At 61.8% G+C, this 14,972-nt stretch carries 16 protein-coding genes; 5 read left to right on the forward strand and 11 right to left on the reverse strand.

The genetic code is table 11. The annotated features are described in order from the left end of the window. Positions 1-394 precede the first annotated feature (394 nt). The 3 genes from HJB84_RS19995 to HJB84_RS20005 are packed head-to-tail and all read right to left on the reverse strand — an operon-like array spanning position 395 to position 3,126. Positions 395-1,264 (reverse strand): SDR family oxidoreductase, encoded by an 870-nt coding sequence (locus tag HJB84_RS19995; RefSeq protein WP_221116682.1) that lies wholly within the window; start codon positions 1,262-1,264, stop codon positions 395-397. Further along, positions 1,264-2,421 (reverse strand): tRNA epoxyqueuosine(34) reductase QueG, encoded by a 1,158-nt coding sequence (queG, locus tag HJB84_RS20000; RefSeq protein ID WP_221116683.1) that lies wholly within the window; start codon positions 2,419-2,421, stop codon positions 1,264-1,266. Before queG ends, HJB84_RS19995 begins: the two co-directional genes overlap by 1 nt. A gap of 12 nt (positions 2,422-2,433) precedes the next feature. Then, positions 2,434-3,126 (reverse strand): glutathione S-transferase family protein, encoded by a 693-nt coding sequence (locus HJB84_RS20005; protein WP_207582581.1) that lies wholly within the window; start codon positions 3,124-3,126, stop codon positions 2,434-2,436. Between the two features lie 247 nt (positions 3,127-3,373). On the opposite strand from HJB84_RS20005, the gene HJB84_RS20010 reads away from it, so the two are divergent. Then, positions 3,374-4,171 (forward strand): undecaprenyl-diphosphate phosphatase, encoded by a 798-nt coding sequence (locus HJB84_RS20010; protein WP_221116684.1) that lies wholly within the window; start codon positions 3,374-3,376, stop codon positions 4,169-4,171. 680 nt (positions 4,172-4,851) lie between these two features. On the opposite strand, the gene HJB84_RS20015 is transcribed toward HJB84_RS20010, so the two are convergent. The 7 genes from HJB84_RS20015 to dnaN form a co-directional block, all read right to left on the reverse strand. Next, a complete protein-coding gene (locus tag HJB84_RS20015; RefSeq protein ID WP_221116685.1) occupies positions 4,852-5,832 on the reverse strand; it encodes a complex I NDUFA9 subunit family protein in 981 nt (326 codons plus the stop codon). 111 nt (positions 5,833-5,943) lie between these two features. Beyond that, positions 5,944-6,231 (reverse strand): DUF1330 domain-containing protein, encoded by a 288-nt coding sequence (locus tag HJB84_RS20020; protein WP_221116686.1) that lies wholly within the window; start codon positions 6,229-6,231, stop codon positions 5,944-5,946. A gap of 28 nt (positions 6,232-6,259) precedes the next feature. After that, positions 6,260-6,967, reverse strand: coding sequence for an orotidine-5'-phosphate decarboxylase (gene pyrF, locus HJB84_RS20025; protein WP_221116687.1), 708 nt, complete (start codon positions 6,965-6,967; stop codon positions 6,260-6,262). A 6-nt stretch (positions 6,968-6,973) separates the two neighbouring features. Beyond that, a complete protein-coding gene (locus tag HJB84_RS20030) occupies positions 6,974-7,555 on the reverse strand; it encodes a histidine phosphatase family protein (RefSeq protein ID WP_221116688.1) in 582 nt (193 codons plus the stop codon). 1 nt (position 7,556) lies between these two features. Beyond that, a complete protein-coding gene (pmtA, locus tag HJB84_RS20035) occupies positions 7,557-8,156 on the reverse strand; it encodes a phospholipid N-methyltransferase PmtA (protein WP_207582587.1) in 600 nt (199 codons plus the stop codon). Positions 8,157-8,251: 95 nt separating this feature from the next. Next, positions 8,252-9,163 (reverse strand): DUF72 domain-containing protein, encoded by a 912-nt coding sequence (locus HJB84_RS20040; protein WP_221116689.1) that lies wholly within the window; start codon positions 9,161-9,163, stop codon positions 8,252-8,254. A gap of 54 nt (positions 9,164-9,217) precedes the next feature. Beyond that, on the reverse strand, positions 9,218-10,336 hold the full coding sequence (gene dnaN / locus HJB84_RS20045) for a DNA polymerase III subunit beta (protein WP_207582589.1): 1,119 nt from the start codon (positions 10,334-10,336) through the stop codon (positions 9,218-9,220). A 247-nt stretch (positions 10,337-10,583) separates the two neighbouring features. Here dnaN and rsmI point away from each other — a divergent pair, with 247 nt between their 5' ends. The 3 genes from rsmI (at position 10,584) to HJB84_RS20060 (ending at position 12,539) form a co-directional block, all read left to right on the forward strand. Further along, positions 10,584-11,501 (forward strand): 16S rRNA (cytidine(1402)-2'-O)-methyltransferase, encoded by a 918-nt coding sequence (gene rsmI, locus HJB84_RS20050; protein WP_221116690.1) that lies wholly within the window; start codon positions 10,584-10,586, stop codon positions 11,499-11,501. Further along, entirely contained in the window at positions 11,491-11,859 is a 369-nt protein-coding gene (locus HJB84_RS20055) for a YraN family protein (RefSeq protein ID WP_207582591.1), read from the forward strand. Before rsmI ends, HJB84_RS20055 begins: the two co-directional genes overlap by 11 nt. A 176-nt stretch (positions 11,860-12,035) precedes the next feature. Further along, positions 12,036-12,539 carry a cupin domain-containing protein gene (locus HJB84_RS20060; protein ID WP_221116691.1) on the forward strand — a complete coding sequence of 168 codons (504 nt, stop codon included), beginning with the start codon at positions 12,036-12,038 and terminating at the stop codon, positions 12,537-12,539. Between the two features lie 20 nt (positions 12,540-12,559). Here the strand turns inward: HJB84_RS20060 and HJB84_RS20065 are convergent, their stop codons facing one another. Then, positions 12,560-13,570 (reverse strand): LacI family DNA-binding transcriptional regulator, encoded by a 1,011-nt coding sequence (locus HJB84_RS20065; RefSeq protein ID WP_221116692.1) that lies wholly within the window; start codon positions 13,568-13,570, stop codon positions 12,560-12,562. A 336-nt stretch (positions 13,571-13,906) separates the two neighbouring features. Between HJB84_RS20065 and HJB84_RS20070 the strand changes: the two genes are divergently transcribed. Next, entirely contained in the window at positions 13,907-14,890 is a 984-nt protein-coding gene (locus tag HJB84_RS20070) for a sugar ABC transporter substrate-binding protein (protein ID WP_221116693.1), read from the forward strand. Positions 14,891-14,972: the final 82 nt, after the last annotated feature.

Here is a 14,972-nt window from a genome sequence, read left to right on the forward strand (position 1 = left end):
TCAACTATTGAACGCAACGCCTCAACAGGCGGCGGGGCTTAAATCTGTGAAAAAGTGGCGAAAAAGTGCCGCGGTTGATCACGGAATATTACAATCTGTAACATTCGTGAGCGCGACGGGGGAATTTCGGAAACGGGCGGCGATCACTGCGACAGAAAAAACACAATGAAATCAGTTAAAATCCGAACGAATTTTTCAGAAGAATGGTTAACATCCCGGCGTTCACAAAAATCGCAAAAATTTTTTTCCGACTTTGCCATATTTGCTGCCACATTTGCGCAAATTTAAAGGCCGTTAACTATAATAAAGGGCGAAATTCGTCCCGCCAAATGCGGAAAGTAGGAATTTCCTACTCATTTTGGGCGATGACGTCGGTCACATCGAGCAGCCGGTTCTAACCCCGCCAACGTCCGTCCTGCCACAATTGCGCAAGCGACATCGGATAGTTCGGGAAGGAGAATTCGAAGCCGGCGGCCTTCAGTTTCGCATTCGAAACCCGTTTGTTCTCGCCGTAGAAGGAGCGCGCCATCGGTGACAGTTCGGCGGTTTCGAAGGCCTGCTCCGGTGGCGGTGCGACGCCCATCAGCCGCGCCGCCTCGACGATCACATCCTGCGGCGGGCCGGGCCGGTCATCGGTGACATTATAGATGCCGCCGAGGCCACCATCCGACAGGAAGCGGGCCACCGCACCGATATCCTCGACGCGGATACGGTTGAACACCTGATCCTTCTTGATCAGCCGTCGGGCCGTGCCCTTGTCCAGATTGCAGAAGGCATTGCGTCCCGGCCCATAGATGCCGGCAAGCCGGAGCACCGCCGCCGGCACGCCGCGCTCCCGGCCCATCGCCAGCCAGCCCTCTTCCGCCTCGAGCCGCTCCTTCGACCGCCCGGAAACCGGAACACACGGAGTGTCCTCGTTGATCCAGGCGCCCTTGTGATCGCCATAGACGCCGACCGTGGAGAGATAGCCGATCCATTCGAGCCTGGGCGGCAGGCTTGCGCCGCCTTCGCCGAGCAGCCGCAGCAGCGGGTCACCCTTCCCCGGCGCGATCGACTGCACGAGATGGGTGACGCTCTCCAGGGCTCGGCGCAACTGGTCGTCCAGGGTCTCGCCATCGAAAAGGAAGGCTTCGACGCCGTTTTGCCGGAGCGCCTCCACCTTGTCGGCCGAGCGCGTGGTGCCGGAAATGCGCACGCCGTTGCGGGCGAAGGCCTTGGCGATCGCCGTGCCGGAATAACCGCAGCCAAAGATCATCACATGCATCAGCTCACTCCCGCCAGCCGCCATTCGTTCAGCACGTCGTCGTCACTCTCGTCTGCCCTTCGTGCGGCAAAACCCGTAAATTCGCCAGCCTCCATCAGCCGCGACAGCGCCCAGACCGCCATCCCGCGCACCACCGGCGAGGCATCGTCGGCGAGTAAACGACATTGCCCGACCAGCGCCGTCTCGCCGGAATTGCCGGCGGCGATCAGCACATTGCGGATAAAGCGGTCGCGGCCGATCCGCTTCACCGGCGAGCCGCTGAAGAAGATGCGGAAGCCGGCATCGTCGAGCGTCAGCAGAAAGGCGATCGTCGGCTCGCGCAGATCTTCCCGTGCCTTCAGCTTCATCTCGGAAGCGGAGCTTGCGAACTTGTTCCAGGGGCAGGCGGCCAGACAGTCGTCGCAGCCATAGATGCGATTGCCGATCAGCGGCCGCAGATCGGGGTCGATCGGCCCCTTGTGCTCGATGGTGAGATAGGAGATGCAGCGCCGCGCATCGATCTGGTAAGGCGCCGGGAAGGCGGCCGTCGGGCAGACGTCGAGACAAGCGCGGCAGGAGCCGCAATGATCGGTCTCCGCAGCATCGACGGCAAGATCCGCCGTGGTGAACATCGTGCCGAGGAACAGCCACGAACCGTGTATGCGGCTGACGAGGTTGGTGTGTTTGCCCTGCCAGCCGAGGCCGGCTGCCGCCGCCAGCGGCTTTTCCATCACAGGCGCGGTATCGACGAACACCTTCACATCGGCGCCGGCGCGTGCCGCAAAGCGCGTGGCGATCTCCTTCAGCCGGCCCTTGATGATGTCGTGATAATCGCGGTTGCGCGCATAGACGGAGATCGCCGCTCTGTCCGGCTTGTCGAGAATGCCGCGCGGATCTTCCTCCGGGGTGTAATTGAGGCCGAAGACGACGACGGAGCGCACCTCGCTCCAGAGTGTCAGCGGATCGCCGCGCCGTTCGCGCGTCTCCGCCATCCACGCCATCGTCCCGTGCCGTCCGGCATCGATGAACTCGCCAAGGCGCTCCTTCGCTTGCGGGATCGCGTCGGGCCGCGTGATGCGACAGAGATCGAAGCCCTTGGCGGCGGATTCCGCCCGCACCAACGCGGTCAAATTGTCGCGGCGGCGGCGCTCTTTGTCATCTCTATCAGCTTCGGGCATGAAGAGCCCTCGTCAGAAATCCAGGTCGGCATAGTGCGAAACCGGCGTCAGCCCGCGCACCCGTTCGGTCAGCATCGGCCGGAAGGAGGGACGCGACTTCAGCCGCTGGTACCAGTCCTTGACGAGGGGCGCATCCGCCCAGTCGATCTCGCCGAGATAGTCGAGGATCGAAATCGAGGCCGCGGCGGCAAGGTCGGCATAACTCATCCGCTCGCCAGCCAGCCACTGGCGCGAGCCGGCAAGCCAGGTGAGATAGCGCATATGCTGGCGAATATTCGCGCGGGCCGTGCGCAAAACCTTCGAATCTGGCGCTCCGCCGCCCTGATCGGCGGTCATCTGCAACTTGTAGACACGCTCGCGAGCGAGCGGCTTGGTCACGTCGTTTTCCATCTTCTGCATGAACCATTCGCTCAGCCGGCGGATTTCCGCCCGCTGGAACGGGTCCTCGGCGAGCAGCCGCCGATCGCGTTTCAACACGCCGTGCGTCTCGTCCAGGTACTCGGAAATGACGGTCGCGCCGCAGAGCGCCCGCATGCTGTCGTCGACATAGACCGGCAGCGTGCCGGCCGGGTTGAGCGCCAGGAAATCCCGGCGCTTCTCCCATGTCTGCTCCTCGATCAGATCGGCCTGATAGCCGTATTCGGCCAGGATCAGCCGGACGAAGCGGGATGCGGATGACATGGGATGATGATAAAGCGTGGGCATCGATACTCGGGCTTTATGATTGCTGTTACAGGACTGTGTGGCAGCTCGGTTATAGCGCCCTAGTCATGACTCATTGGTTGAAGCTATAGGAGTTTGGCCCGGCCAATACAAGCGAATCGGCTTTCACGCCAACTGACGAAAGACAAAACACGCTTCTTGCGTATGAGGATAGCGGCCGCGCCTGATCGGCTGAAGCTAGGCTCAAGCGCGGCTCAAGTCTGACCGACCTTTAAACCGGAGACAATTTATGGACTATATCAATGCTGCCATTCTCGGTGTCATCGAGGGGATCACCGAGTTTCTGCCGATCTCGAGCACCGGCCATCTCATCATTGCGGAGCAATGGCTCGGCCACCGGTCGGACATGTTCAACATCGTCATTCAGGCGGGTGCTATCCTCGCCGTCACCATCATTTATTGGCGTCGCCTGCTGGATTTGCTGCTGGGCTGGCGGGTGCCGGAGAACCGCGATTACGCCGCCAAGCTGATCGCCGCCTTCCTCATCACCGCAATTCTCGGACTTATCGTCAAGAAGCTCGGCTTTGAACTGCCGGAGACCGCAACGCCGATCGCCTGGGCGCTTATCATCGGCGGTATCTGGATGATCTTCGCCGAATGGGCCGCGGCGCGCAAAGCCCCCCATAAGGAGATCACCTGGCTTGTCGCCATCCTGGTCGGCATCGCCCAGATCGTTGCGGGCGTCTTCCCGGGAACCTCGCGCTCCGGCGCCACGATTTTCGTCGCCATGCTGGCCGGCACCGGCAACCGCGCCGCTGCGACCGAATTCGCCTTTCTCGTCGGTATCCCCACCATGTATGCCGCGAGCGGCTATGAATTGCTGAAGACTTTCAAGGATGGCGGCGCGGCAAACGAAGACTGGACGGCGCTCGGCATCGCCTTCGTCGTCTCCACGGTCGTCGCGTTCGTCGCCGTCAAATGGCTGCTGGCCTATATCAGAAGCAACCGCTTCACGCTGTTTGCCGTCTACCGCATCATTCTCGGCGCCTTGCTGCTCGGCATGGCGGCAACCGGCCTGATCGCCTGAGACATTCCTAAAAACGCATTGCATTCGCGCGATCTCCAGGCGCGAATGCAAATGCCCTGGCGCGCTTGGCGATCAAGCCTCCGATTTCCGGAAGCAGCCGATTTTTCAGATAGCAATGTTGAAAGAGTAGACGCCCGCTGCTTTTAAAGCCGGCAAGACCGAGCGTTTATTGGGAACGTCCTGCTTCAGACGCTCCGGCCGCTGCTTGTCTTTGTGAGGCCGGCATCGAGGCGCGGCCTTTTCGTCAATGGCTGATCGAAGCCGTCGAGCAAGGATCGACGCCGTAGGCCGGCGAGCAATCACCCTTTATCGCCGCGACAGAACCTGGAGCCACAAAGGAGCCTGCCAGGATAATTAGCGCCGCACACGCAAAAAGGAGCGCGATTGACTTGCCCATCGAGAATTGCCTTTCACAGTGATTGCCGCACGCGATCCCAGGCGTTGAGTCCGTCGGAAGACGCGCGGGTTTGGTAGTCAGTGGAATGGCAAATAGCAATAAACGTTCCTGCTAAATTTGGCGTTAATTCCACAAAATTTCCGATGCGTCTTTTATGCAACTGCACTTGGTATGGCCGGCACAACACCATTTCAAACTTGTGCCAGCTTTGCTTGAGCCGGCAAAGCAAAACGCCGTCCGCGTCATGCGCGAACGGCGTCGTTCCGAAGATTCAAAAAATTGGTCAGGCGGCCTTGCCGGTGCCCGTGTACTGGCCATGCGGCCGATAATGCACGAGATAGGAGTCGAGCACCGACGCTGCCATGGTCGGCGTGATGCCGAGGCCCTGCAGGGTGCGGCCTTCCGCCTCGGCTGCTGCGGAGACGATGTTGTCGTATCTCAGCATGCGAACCTGATCCGGGGTGATCGGCGGCGTCACGAAGGGGATCAGCGAAGCGATGCTGCCGATCAGCGAAGCGACGCTGAAGGGCAGGGAGACCAGCGGGTTCTTGCGGCACGTCACCTTCAGCATTGTCTCGAGACATTCGCGGAAGCTCAAGACCTCAGGCCCGCCAAGCTCATAGATCTTGCCGCCTGCGACCTTGCCATCGACGGCGCGGGCAACGGCCTCGGCGATATCCTCGACATAGACCGGCTGGAATTTCGTCTTGCCGCCGCCGACCAAGGGCAGGACGGGCGACATGCGGGCCATATCGGCAAACTTGTTGAAGAAGCTGTCCTCCGGTCCGAAGACGATCGACGGACGCAAGATCACCGCATCGGGCTTGATGGAGAGGATTGCGGTTTCGGCACGGCCCTTGGTGCGGCCATAACCTGAATCCGAATTCACATTGGCGCCGATCGCCGAAATATGGGTCAGCGTGGCGCCTGCGCCGCGCGCCGCTTCGGCAACCGCGCGGGCGCCGAATTCCTGCACGGCGTCGAAGGTGTTGCGGCCGGTCTCGTGCAGAATGCCGACGCAATTGACGACGTGGCTCGCACCGTCGACGGCGCGGTCGATCGAGCTGCGATAGCGCAGGTTCGCCTGCACGAAGGAGATCTGCCCGACATTGCCGAGCGGCTGCAGGAAATTGGCGAGATCGGGACGGCGCACGGCGACGCGGATATTATAACCGCGCTTGGCGAGTGCCCGGACCACGTGCCTGCCCACAAAGCCGGACCCTCCGAATACGGTGACGAGCGGCGGCAGGTTGGCAAGGGTCATGGCAGGCTCCTCGAAAGGCTTGGCGGGATGCTGTATCGGCTCCGTCTTAGCCCAATCCCGGCGCGACGGGAAGGCCTATCGCGCCCTCAGTTTTTGCGGATTCGAGCCGGGTCAGACGCCCTCGACGACGACCATTTCCGCATCCGCCACTTCCTGACGGATTTTCGCGGCGATCTGGTATTCCGGCGAATTATAGCAGTCGACCGCATGCTGCAGCGAGGGGAATTCGATCACCACGTTGCGCACCCGCGCCTTGCCCTCGAGTTCGGTGAAGGCGCCGCCGCGCGCCAGGAAATTCGCGCCGTATTTTTCGAAGGCCGGCTTGGCCGCCGCCACGTAATCCATGTAGCGCTCGGCATCGCGAACATCGACGCGGGCGATCCAGTATCCCTTGGCCATGATCTTCTCCCTTTTGTGTTGGGTTCTGTCAGCGGTTTGCCGGCCAGAGCGCGCCGACCATTTCGTTGAGGACGGCGCGGGCCGCTTGCCGGGGATCGGGCGCCTTGACGATCGGCCGGGCAACGACGAGATGCGTCGCCCCCGCCTTCAGCGCGTCGAACGGCGTCATCACCCGCTTCTGGTCGCCATGGTCGCTGCCGGTCGGTCGAATGCCGGGGGTGACGATTGCCATGTCGGGCCCGACGATCTCGCGCACCTCGGCCGCCTCAGCTGCCGAGCAGACGATGCCGCCCATGCCGGCAACTCGCGCCTGTCCGGCGCGGCGCAGCACCAGGCTGTGCGGATCTTGGCTATAGCCGGCATCGGCAAGGTCGTCGGCATCCATCGAGGTCAGCACGGTGACGCCGAGCAGGCAGAGGCTGGAACCGGCCGCTGCCTCGACTGCCGCCTTCATCGCCTTCGGATAGGCGTGCAGCGTCAGCATCGACATGCCCATCTTGGCGATGTTCTCGACGCCTGACGCAACCGTGTTGTCGATGTCGAGCAGCTTCATGTCGAGAAAGACCTTCTTGCCGCTTGCGGCAAGGTCGCGGGCAAATTCGAGGCCGCCGGCAAAGACCAGCTGATAGCCGATCTTATAGAAGACAATGTCGTCGCCGAGCGTTGAAACCAGTCTTTCCGCCTCGTCGATCGTTGGAACATCCAGGCCGACGATCAACCGCTCGCGTGCGTCCATCTGAAGTCACCCCTGCCAGTCTTCGATGGGTGTCCAGTCGCATGATAGGAGCCGATCCGCAAGGCCGAAAGCATAGAGATTGCCACCGCCGCCCGGCTGGTCGCGGTCGCGGCCGATCGGCTTGCCCGCCAGATGGCATTTGAGCAGCGTGCCGACGCCGCCATGGCCGACGAAGGCGATCGGCGCTGTCGCATCATGTGTGGCAAGAACGCTCTTCACCGCCTCGACGATCCGGCGCTGGGCATCGACGGCGCGTTCCCAGCCTTTGAAGCTCTCTTCCGGATGGGCGAAGAACCAGTTGGCCGCCTCTTCGAATTGCGGCGGCGGTAGGAAGCCGGTGGCCGAACGGTCGTTCTCGTGCATGCCGTGGACGATCTCGATCGTCACGCCGGCGGCTTCCGCCAGAATTTCGGCTGTCTCGATCGCCTTCGTCTCGTCGCTGGAGACGATGCGCCGCAACTGCCGCGCCCAGATGCTTTCCGCTGCCTTGCGGGCGCGCACCGCGCCGACATCGGAAAGCCCCCATTTCGGCACCGGCACGTTGGCGTCGATCCGGACCTGCGGATGGGTGATGTAGAGCCCGAACATCTCAGCCGCGCCGATAGATCCAGAGCTGCGCCGGCGGAATGTTGCGCATGACGAAGTCGAAATGCTGAATATGGTAGCGGTCGGGATTGGCGGCGATCGGCGAGATCGCACCATAGGAAATCTGCACCACCGGCCGGCCGGCCGGCAGCCGGTCGAGCAGGCTTTCGAGCAGCGACACCCGCATCGCCATCGGGAAGTTCAGAAGCGGAATGCACGAGATGACGCAATCGAACGTGCGGTCGCCGAATTCACCCAGCGTCGCCTGAAGATCGAAGGCATCGCCGTTGATGAAGTGCACGCCGGGATAGGCGCGCTGCAGATGCTGGTGGAAATCCGTCGAATATTCGATCGCGACCAGATTGTCCGGCTTCACACCGCGGCCGAGGATGGCTTTGGTGATGGCGCCGGTGCCCGGCCCGAGTTCGAGCACCGGCATGCCGGAATGCATGTCGATGACGCTTGCCATGCGCTTGGCGGTAATCGAGGAGGTCGGCACGATCGAGCCCACCGTCTTCGGCCCCTGCATCATGCCCCGGAAGAAACGGATCTCCTCATCGAATCTCTTCCCGAGGTGTTCCTTCACCTTGACTCGTAAGCGCATTCTCCACCCATCCGCACGTTGATCGAATGCCTTAATATGCCGGTTGTCGTTCCCGGGACAAGGATTTTCGCAACGAGGACATCGGCATCAACAGCTCATGCGGCTTTCGGCGCCGAACGCGGCATGAGATCGGCAAGCCTTTCGCTCAGATGATCGGCGTCGATGGGCGCGCGCAGCTTCTTGTCGGTATTGTCGAAATAGAGATAGACGTCGCGGCCCGTGTTGCGCGGCGTAAGCGGCGCCAGCACCCGCATCGCATTTTCCGGTTCTCCGCCGGTTGCCCAGGAGCGGATCCGGTCTGCCCAGAGGTCGAGGGCCTCGTCCGCGTAGCCGCTGACATAGAGCTGTTCGGAGCCATGCAGGCGGCAATAGATGAAATCGGCGGTGATATCCATCAGCAGCGGCCATTCCACCGTGTCGGCGCAGACGAGCGCAACATTGTGGCGTCTGAGCATCTCGATGAAGGCGGCAGAGCGGAAGCTGTCGTGGCGGATTTCGAGCGCGTGGCGGATCGGCTGATCGCCATCGCTTCGAAGCCAGGCCCGTCCCTTGACATGCCCGTCATGCCGCTTGGCAAGTGCTGTCGCTGCATCGCGGTCCTGCGGCAACAGCGCCAGGAAATTTTCGAAAAGATCGGCATCGAAGGCCATGTTCGGTGGAAATTGCCAGAGGATCGGCCCAAGCTTCGGGCCGAGCCGCAGCAGGCCGGAGGCAAGGAAATTGGCGAGCGCCGTCTCGATCGCGCGCAGCCGCAGCATATGGGTAATGAAGCGCGGCCCCTTGACCGCGAAGACGAAATCATCGGGCGCTTCGTCGCGCCAGCGGCCGAAGCTTTCGGAACGCTGCAGACTGTAGAAAGTGCCGTTGATCTCGATCGACGGGAAGTGTCGGGCAGCGTAGGAGAGCTCCTGCTTCTGCGGCAGGTCCTCCGGGTAGAATTGGCCACGCCAGGGCGCATAGGTCCAGCCGGATACGCCGATGCGCACCATTCCCGTGTTTGTCATCATCGGATCCTCCGCTTCGACAGGAGGAAAAACGGAGACGGGAGGCCTTCGTTCCCGTCAGACGCGCATCGGCATCAGCACGTAGAGCGCATCGTCGCCTGCCGTGTCGCGGATCAGCGTCGGCGAGCCGGCATCGGCCAGCAGGAAGATCGCCTCTTCGCCGGAAAGCTGCGCGGTAATGTCGAGCAGGTATTTGGCATTGAAGCCGATTTCCATCGCATCCGTGTCGTAGCCGACGGCGACTTCCTCGGTCGCACTGCCGGAATCCGGATTGTTGACGGTCAGCGTCAACTGCCCCTCGGAAAGCGCCAGCTTCACGGCGCGGCCGCGTTCGGACGAGATGGTCGAGACGCGGTCGACGGCCTGGGCGAAGGTCGTGCAGTCGACGCGCATTTCCTTGTCGTTGCCCGTCGGGATGACCCGCTGGTAGTCCGGGAAGGTGCCGTCGATCAGTTTTGAGGTCATGACGATCGAGCCGATTGTCAGGCGGATCTTGGCGTCGGAGACCTCGACGGTCACCATCACTTCAGGATTGTCGACCAGCTTCTGCAGTTCGCCGACCGTCTTGCGCGGAATGATGATGCCGGGCATGCCTTCGGAGCCGGAGGGCGCATCGACATCGGCGCGCGCCAGCCGGTGGCCGTCGGTGGCGACCGCCCTGAGCTTCAGGTCGCCCTTGCTCTCGATCGTATGGAAGAAAATGCCGTTGAGATAATAGCGGGTCTCCTCAGTCGAGATCGCGAACTGGGTGCGGTCGATCAGCATTTTCAGATCGGCCGCCTTCAGCTTGAAGGAATGCGTGAAGGTGCCGGCGGTCAGATCCGGGAAGTCCGATTGCGGCAGGCACTGCAGCGAGAATTTCGAGCGGCCGGACTGCACGGTCATCGAGCCGCCGTCGGCGCTGGTCGCCAGCAGCACTTCCGATCCGTCGGAAAGTTTGCGCACGATATCGTAGAGAAGATGGGCGGGAACGGTGGTGGCGCCGGCCTGCTCGACGCTTGCCGGCGTCGCCTCGGTAATCTCGAGGTCGAGGTCGGTCGCCTTCATGTCAAGGTTCTGGCCATCGGCCTTCAGCAATACGTTGGACAGGATCGGGATCGTGTTGCGACGTTCGACCACGCGGTGCACGTGGTTCAGCGATTTCAACAGGTTTGACCGCTCAATAGTAATACGCATGGGATGCTACCGCTTTCGACCGTGACTGTCCGGGCGCATCGAGCACCCGAAGAATGCTTTCCCGGCCTGGGCCGGGTGAGTGGACGGGCAAAATGGCAGACTTCAGCATCGGTTTGCAAGAGGCATGGAGGGCCAGGCGCCTGCATTTGCGGTTTTCCAGCGCAATGCGCACAGAAATCCGAACCCTTGCCGAAGCTGCGCCGCTCGCCCATAAAGGCGCGATGACGGCGGGACGAAAGCAAATGGCATGAATGAGGAAACGACAGAGCAGGCCGCCAACCGGCGAAGCTTCCGCCTGCACAATATGGCGGTGCCGGCGCGGCCGCTGGAACCGGCGCTCTATCTGGTCGCCACGCCGATCGGCAATCTCGGCGACATCACGCTGCGGGCGCTGGAAACGCTGGCCGGCGCCGATGTGCTTGCCTGCGAGGATACGCGCGTCACCCGCGTTCTGCTTGACCGCTATGGCATCCAGAACCGTCCCTTCGCCTATCACGAATACAATGCCGATGAGGCCGGCCCGCGGCTCATCCAGGCGCTGGAGGCCGGCCGCTCGGTGGCGCTGGTGTCGGATGCCGGCACGCCGCTGGTCTCCGACCCGGGCTATCGGCTGGCGCAGCAGGCGATCACGGCAGGTCACCGCGTCATCCCCATTCCCGGCGCCTCGGCACCGCTTGCAGCCCTTGTCGGCTCCGGCCTGCCGAACGATGCCTTTTTGTTTGCCGGTTTCCTGCCGGTCAAGGACAAGGCCCGCCGCGATCGTCTTGGCGAATTAGCCGCAGCCCCGGCAACGCTGATCTTCTTTGAATCGCCGCACCGTATCGGCGCCACGCTTCTGGCCGCCGCCGATGTGCTGGGCAGCACCCGGCCTGCCTCCGTCTGCCGTGAACTGACCAAGACCTATGAGGAATTCCGCCGCGGCACGCTTGGTGAGCTTGCCGCGCATTATCAGCAGGTGGAAAACGTCAAGGGCGAGATCGTCCTCGTCGTCGGCCCGCCCGAGCCTGTGGAAACGCCGGAGGCCGATGTCGAAGCCGTGCTGGCCGATCTCGTCAAGACCATGCCGACGGCCAAGGCGGCGACCGAGGCGGCCCGTCTCACTGGCCTGCCGCGCAAGGTGCTCTACCAGCGCCTGCTGGAGCTGAAGGGCGCCGATGGGCGATAACGACCTCACCGCCATAAGAAGAAAAGCGCTGCGCCGGGGGCTGATGTCGGAATATGTCGCCGCTCTCTTTCTGATGCTGAAGGGTTACCGCATCCTGGCGCTGCGCCACCGCACCCGGTTCGGCGAGATCGACATTATCGCCCGCAAAGGCGATCTCGCTGTCTTCGTCGAGGTCAAGGCCCGCCATGGCGAAGCCGCAGCCGTCGACGCCGTCTCTGTCTCTGCCCAAAAACGGATACGAGCGGCAAGCGATCTCTGGCTCGCCCGCCAGGCGGATCAGGCCCGTCTTTCCCAGCGCTATGATATCGTCGCGGTCACGCCCGGCCGGCTGCCGCGGCACTTTCAAGACGCTTTCTAATGCATGTCGCCCGGAAGTGTGCAGCGGTTCCGGGACAACGACATGCATAAAAACAAAGGGCTTTAGCCCGCCTTTCAAGATCGCCGTCCCAATCGTTAAACTTTTAGTCCCCGCGTGAACCAGGTTCTTACGACTCTCTGCTACCCCCTCGGTAGGGATAACAATTGGGGTTGTTCATGGCCTGGAAGCTGATGCTTGCAAGTGCGGTCGCCATGGCGGCGCGCTCGGTGCCTTATGCCGTGGCGAAGCCGGCGGGGAAATCTTTCGTCGCGCATGCAAGCGACCTGCTGCCGCTGAAGCCTTCGCCGATCAATCCGGACTGGATCGTCAGCGGCAATCCGCAGGCCCGCACCGCCGAACATTCGCGCGGCCATGACGAGGCCTCGCTGACGGCGATCTGGGACTGCACCGCCGGCGAATTCCGCTGGTATTTCGGTTGGGACGAGACCGTGATGATCCTCGAAGGCGAGGTCCATATCACCGCCGAGGACGGCACCGAACGAACGCTTTGCGCCGGCGACGTCGCGTTTTTTGCCGGCGGCACCTGGGCGAGCTGGCGGATCGACAACTATGTCCGCAAGGTCGCCTTCCTGCGCAAGCCGTTTCCGAAACCCTTGGCGATCGCCTATCGCCTCCGCAACATGCTGCGCAATAGCGGCAACCAGGGCATCGCTGCCTGAGCAGGGCCGCCGGGTGTGCGTTAATCCGGCTGGGGCGGGGCGGTGGTTTCCCCGTTTAGAACCTCGCATGCAAACAGGATCGGATTGTCGAGTTCGGGCGCGGTCTGCTTGTTCAAAAGAACGGCCACCGCAGCCGCGGCCACGTCTTGAATCGGCTGCTTCACCGTCGTCAGCCGCGGCGTCGTCATGCTGGCGAGCGGGATACCGTCGAAGCCCATGATGGAAAGGGCGGCAGGGACCGGGATTCCCAGGTCATGCGCGGCCCGCATGCAGCCGATTGCCTGCTGGTCCGAACTTGCAAAGATCGCCGTCGGCCGCTCGTTGCGGGCCCGGGCCAGAAGGTAATTCCCCGCCGAACGACCGCTCTCATAGTCGAAAGCCGCCTCGGCAATCAGGGGCGGCCCTGCCGTTTTTGCGCCGCCGTCCATCTGCTCCAATGCGTCGAGATAACCCATGAGGCGGTCATTGGCGGGGACGGAATGCCCAGGCCCTGAGATGAAGCCGATGCGGCGATGCCCAAGCTTGACAAGATGCTCGACGCCAAGGCGAACGCCATTGCGGTGATCGGCGGCAATGCCGGAATATCCTGGCATCAGACGGTCGACGACGACGATCGGCAATCCCTTCGGCAGCTTGATCGTATGGAAATCATTGCTCGGAACGAGGATGATGCCGTCGACCTTACGGCTCGTCAGCTGCTGGATGCGATCGGCTTCCTTGGCGGCATGATCAAGGGAGGTCATGACGATGATATTATAGCCGTGATTGGCCGCCGCTTGTTCCGCCGATTGCACGAGTTCCGAGAAGAACGGATTGGTCAGATCCGGAATGACGATGCCGATCAGGCGGCTGACCTTGCTGCGCATGCTTCGCGCCGACGGGTCGGGCATATAGCCGAGGTCTTTGATGATCCCGGTGACGCGTGCCCGCAACTCCTTGGTCACCGAGGGATGGTCGTTCAAAACCCTCGAAACGGTGCCGGTGGAAACTCCCGCAAGCGTGGCAACCTCTCTAATCCCGACCTTTGACATGACAGAAACAGTTGCCCTTCATCTTCGCCTTCGCAAGACGCCCGAGGGCGCATGACTGCGGCTTCCAGCTAATGGTCTTTTCCGCCCCAGTCAAAGGGCTGCGCGTCACTCATCATGGCCGTCTCTCATAGCATGAAGGCAGTGCATCACTCAATGGAACCGGTTCATCATACACGTCACTAAAGGGAAGAAAATTGCCGCTTCTTTGAGCTGCTTGCCTCATCAAAGTCATCTTGACAATTCCTAGGGGCGTGTTACCCAGTGCGTGTTGGAAACGGTTCATTTGCCGCGGGCAACTCAGATGGAGCTGAGCCCAGAGCCGTTCGGGAGGAAAAAATGTCCAATTCTAAGCGTGAATCCGTCTTGATCAATGCACCGCGCCGTGCGGCCCTGAAGCTCGGCCTCGCCGGCACATTGGTGCTGGCGCTGTCCTGCAGCGTGTCGCCTGCCTTTGCGGCCGAGAAGCCGAAGGTCGGCTTGATCATGAAATCCCTGTCGAATGAGTTCTTCAAGCAGATGAAGGCCGGCGCCGACAAATATGCGGCCGAAAACAAGGACAAGTTCGACTTCAAGGCCGTCGGCATGAAGGACGAGCGTGATTTCGCCTCGCAGGTCGATGCCGTCGAGAACTTCGTCACCCAGAAATACGATATCATCGTTGTGGCGCCGGCCGATTCAAAGGCAATGGCCACGCCGCTGGCAAAGGCGGTTAAGGCCGGCGTCAAGGTCATCAACATCGACGTGCCGCTTGATGCCGGTGCCAAGAAGGCAGCCGGTATCGATCTGGCGTTCTTCGGGCCAGACAACAAGGAAGGCGCAAAGCTTGCGGGCGATGCGCTTGCCAAGGACCTCGGACCCGGCGCCAAGGTGGTCATCCTCGAGGGCAACCCCGAGGCCGACAATGGCAAGGAGCGCAAGGAAGGCTTCATGGGTTCCATCAAAACCGGCAAGCTTGAGCTTCTTGACAGCAAGACCGCCCATTGGGAGACGGAGGAAGCCAACACCGTCATGACCAATTTCCTGACGAAATATAAGGATATCAAGGGCGTCATGGCCGCCAACGACTCCATGGCCCTCGGCGTCGTCAAGGCTCTCGATGCGGCCGGCCAGGCCGGCAAGATCAAGGTTGTCGGCTTCGACAACATTCCGCCCGTTCAGCCGCTGATCAAGGATGGCAAGATGCTCGCCACCGTCGAACAGTACGGCGCGCAGATGGCGGTCATGGGCATCGACTATGGCATGCGGGAACTTGCCGGCGAAAAATTCACCGGCTGGGTCAAGACCGACGTCAAGCTCGTCACAGCAGCCGATCTGAAATAATCGGGATTACCGACGACAAGGCAAAGAGGCGCCGGCTTGCTGTCGGCGCCAACGACTACCAACCGATCGACGCGTTGATCGC

This window comes from Rhizobium sp. NZLR1b (genome assembly GCF_019685155.1).
Taxonomy (GTDB): domain Bacteria; phylum Pseudomonadota; class Alphaproteobacteria; order Rhizobiales; family Rhizobiaceae; genus Rhizobium.

Coding starts and splice junctions, on each gene's coding strand:
- HJB84_RS19995 (WP_221116682.1), bottom strand. CDS start 1,264: ATGCATGTGATGATCTTTGGCTGCGGTTATTCCGGCACGGCGATCGCC.
- queG (WP_221116683.1), bottom strand. CDS start 2,421: ATGCCCGAAGCTGATAGAGATGACAAAGAGCGCCGCCGCCGCGACAAT.
- HJB84_RS20005 (WP_207582581.1), bottom strand. CDS start 3,126: ATGCCCACGCTTTATCATCATCCCATGTCATCCGCATCCCGCTTCGTC.
- HJB84_RS20010 (WP_221116684.1), top strand. CDS start 3,374: ATGGACTATATCAATGCTGCCATTCTCGGTGTCATCGAGGGGATCACC.
- HJB84_RS20015 (WP_221116685.1), bottom strand. CDS start 5,832: ATGACCCTTGCCAACCTGCCGCCGCTCGTCACCGTATTCGGAGGGTCC.
- HJB84_RS20020 (WP_221116686.1), bottom strand. CDS start 6,231: ATGGCCAAGGGATACTGGATCGCCCGCGTCGATGTTCGCGATGCCGAG.
- pyrF (WP_221116687.1), bottom strand. CDS start 6,967: ATGGACGCACGCGAGCGGTTGATCGTCGGCCTGGATGTTCCAACGATC.
- HJB84_RS20030 (WP_221116688.1), bottom strand. CDS start 7,555: ATGTTCGGGCTCTACATCACCCATCCGCAGGTCCGGATCGACGCCAAC.
- pmtA (WP_207582587.1), bottom strand. CDS start 8,156: ATGCGCTTACGAGTCAAGGTGAAGGAACACCTCGGGAAGAGATTCGAT.
- HJB84_RS20040 (WP_221116689.1), bottom strand. CDS start 9,163: ATGATGACAAACACGGGAATGGTGCGCATCGGCGTATCCGGCTGGACC.
- dnaN (WP_207582589.1), bottom strand. CDS start 10,336: ATGCGTATTACTATTGAGCGGTCAAACCTGTTGAAATCGCTGAACCAC.
- rsmI (WP_221116690.1), top strand. CDS start 10,584: ATGAATGAGGAAACGACAGAGCAGGCCGCCAACCGGCGAAGCTTCCGC.
- HJB84_RS20055 (WP_207582591.1), top strand. CDS start 11,491: ATGGGCGATAACGACCTCACCGCCATAAGAAGAAAAGCGCTGCGCCGG.
- HJB84_RS20060 (WP_221116691.1), top strand. CDS start 12,036: ATGGCCTGGAAGCTGATGCTTGCAAGTGCGGTCGCCATGGCGGCGCGC.
- HJB84_RS20065 (WP_221116692.1), bottom strand. CDS start 13,570: ATGTCAAAGGTCGGGATTAGAGAGGTTGCCACGCTTGCGGGAGTTTCC.
- HJB84_RS20070 (WP_221116693.1), top strand. CDS start 13,907: ATGTCCAATTCTAAGCGTGAATCCGTCTTGATCAATGCACCGCGCCGT.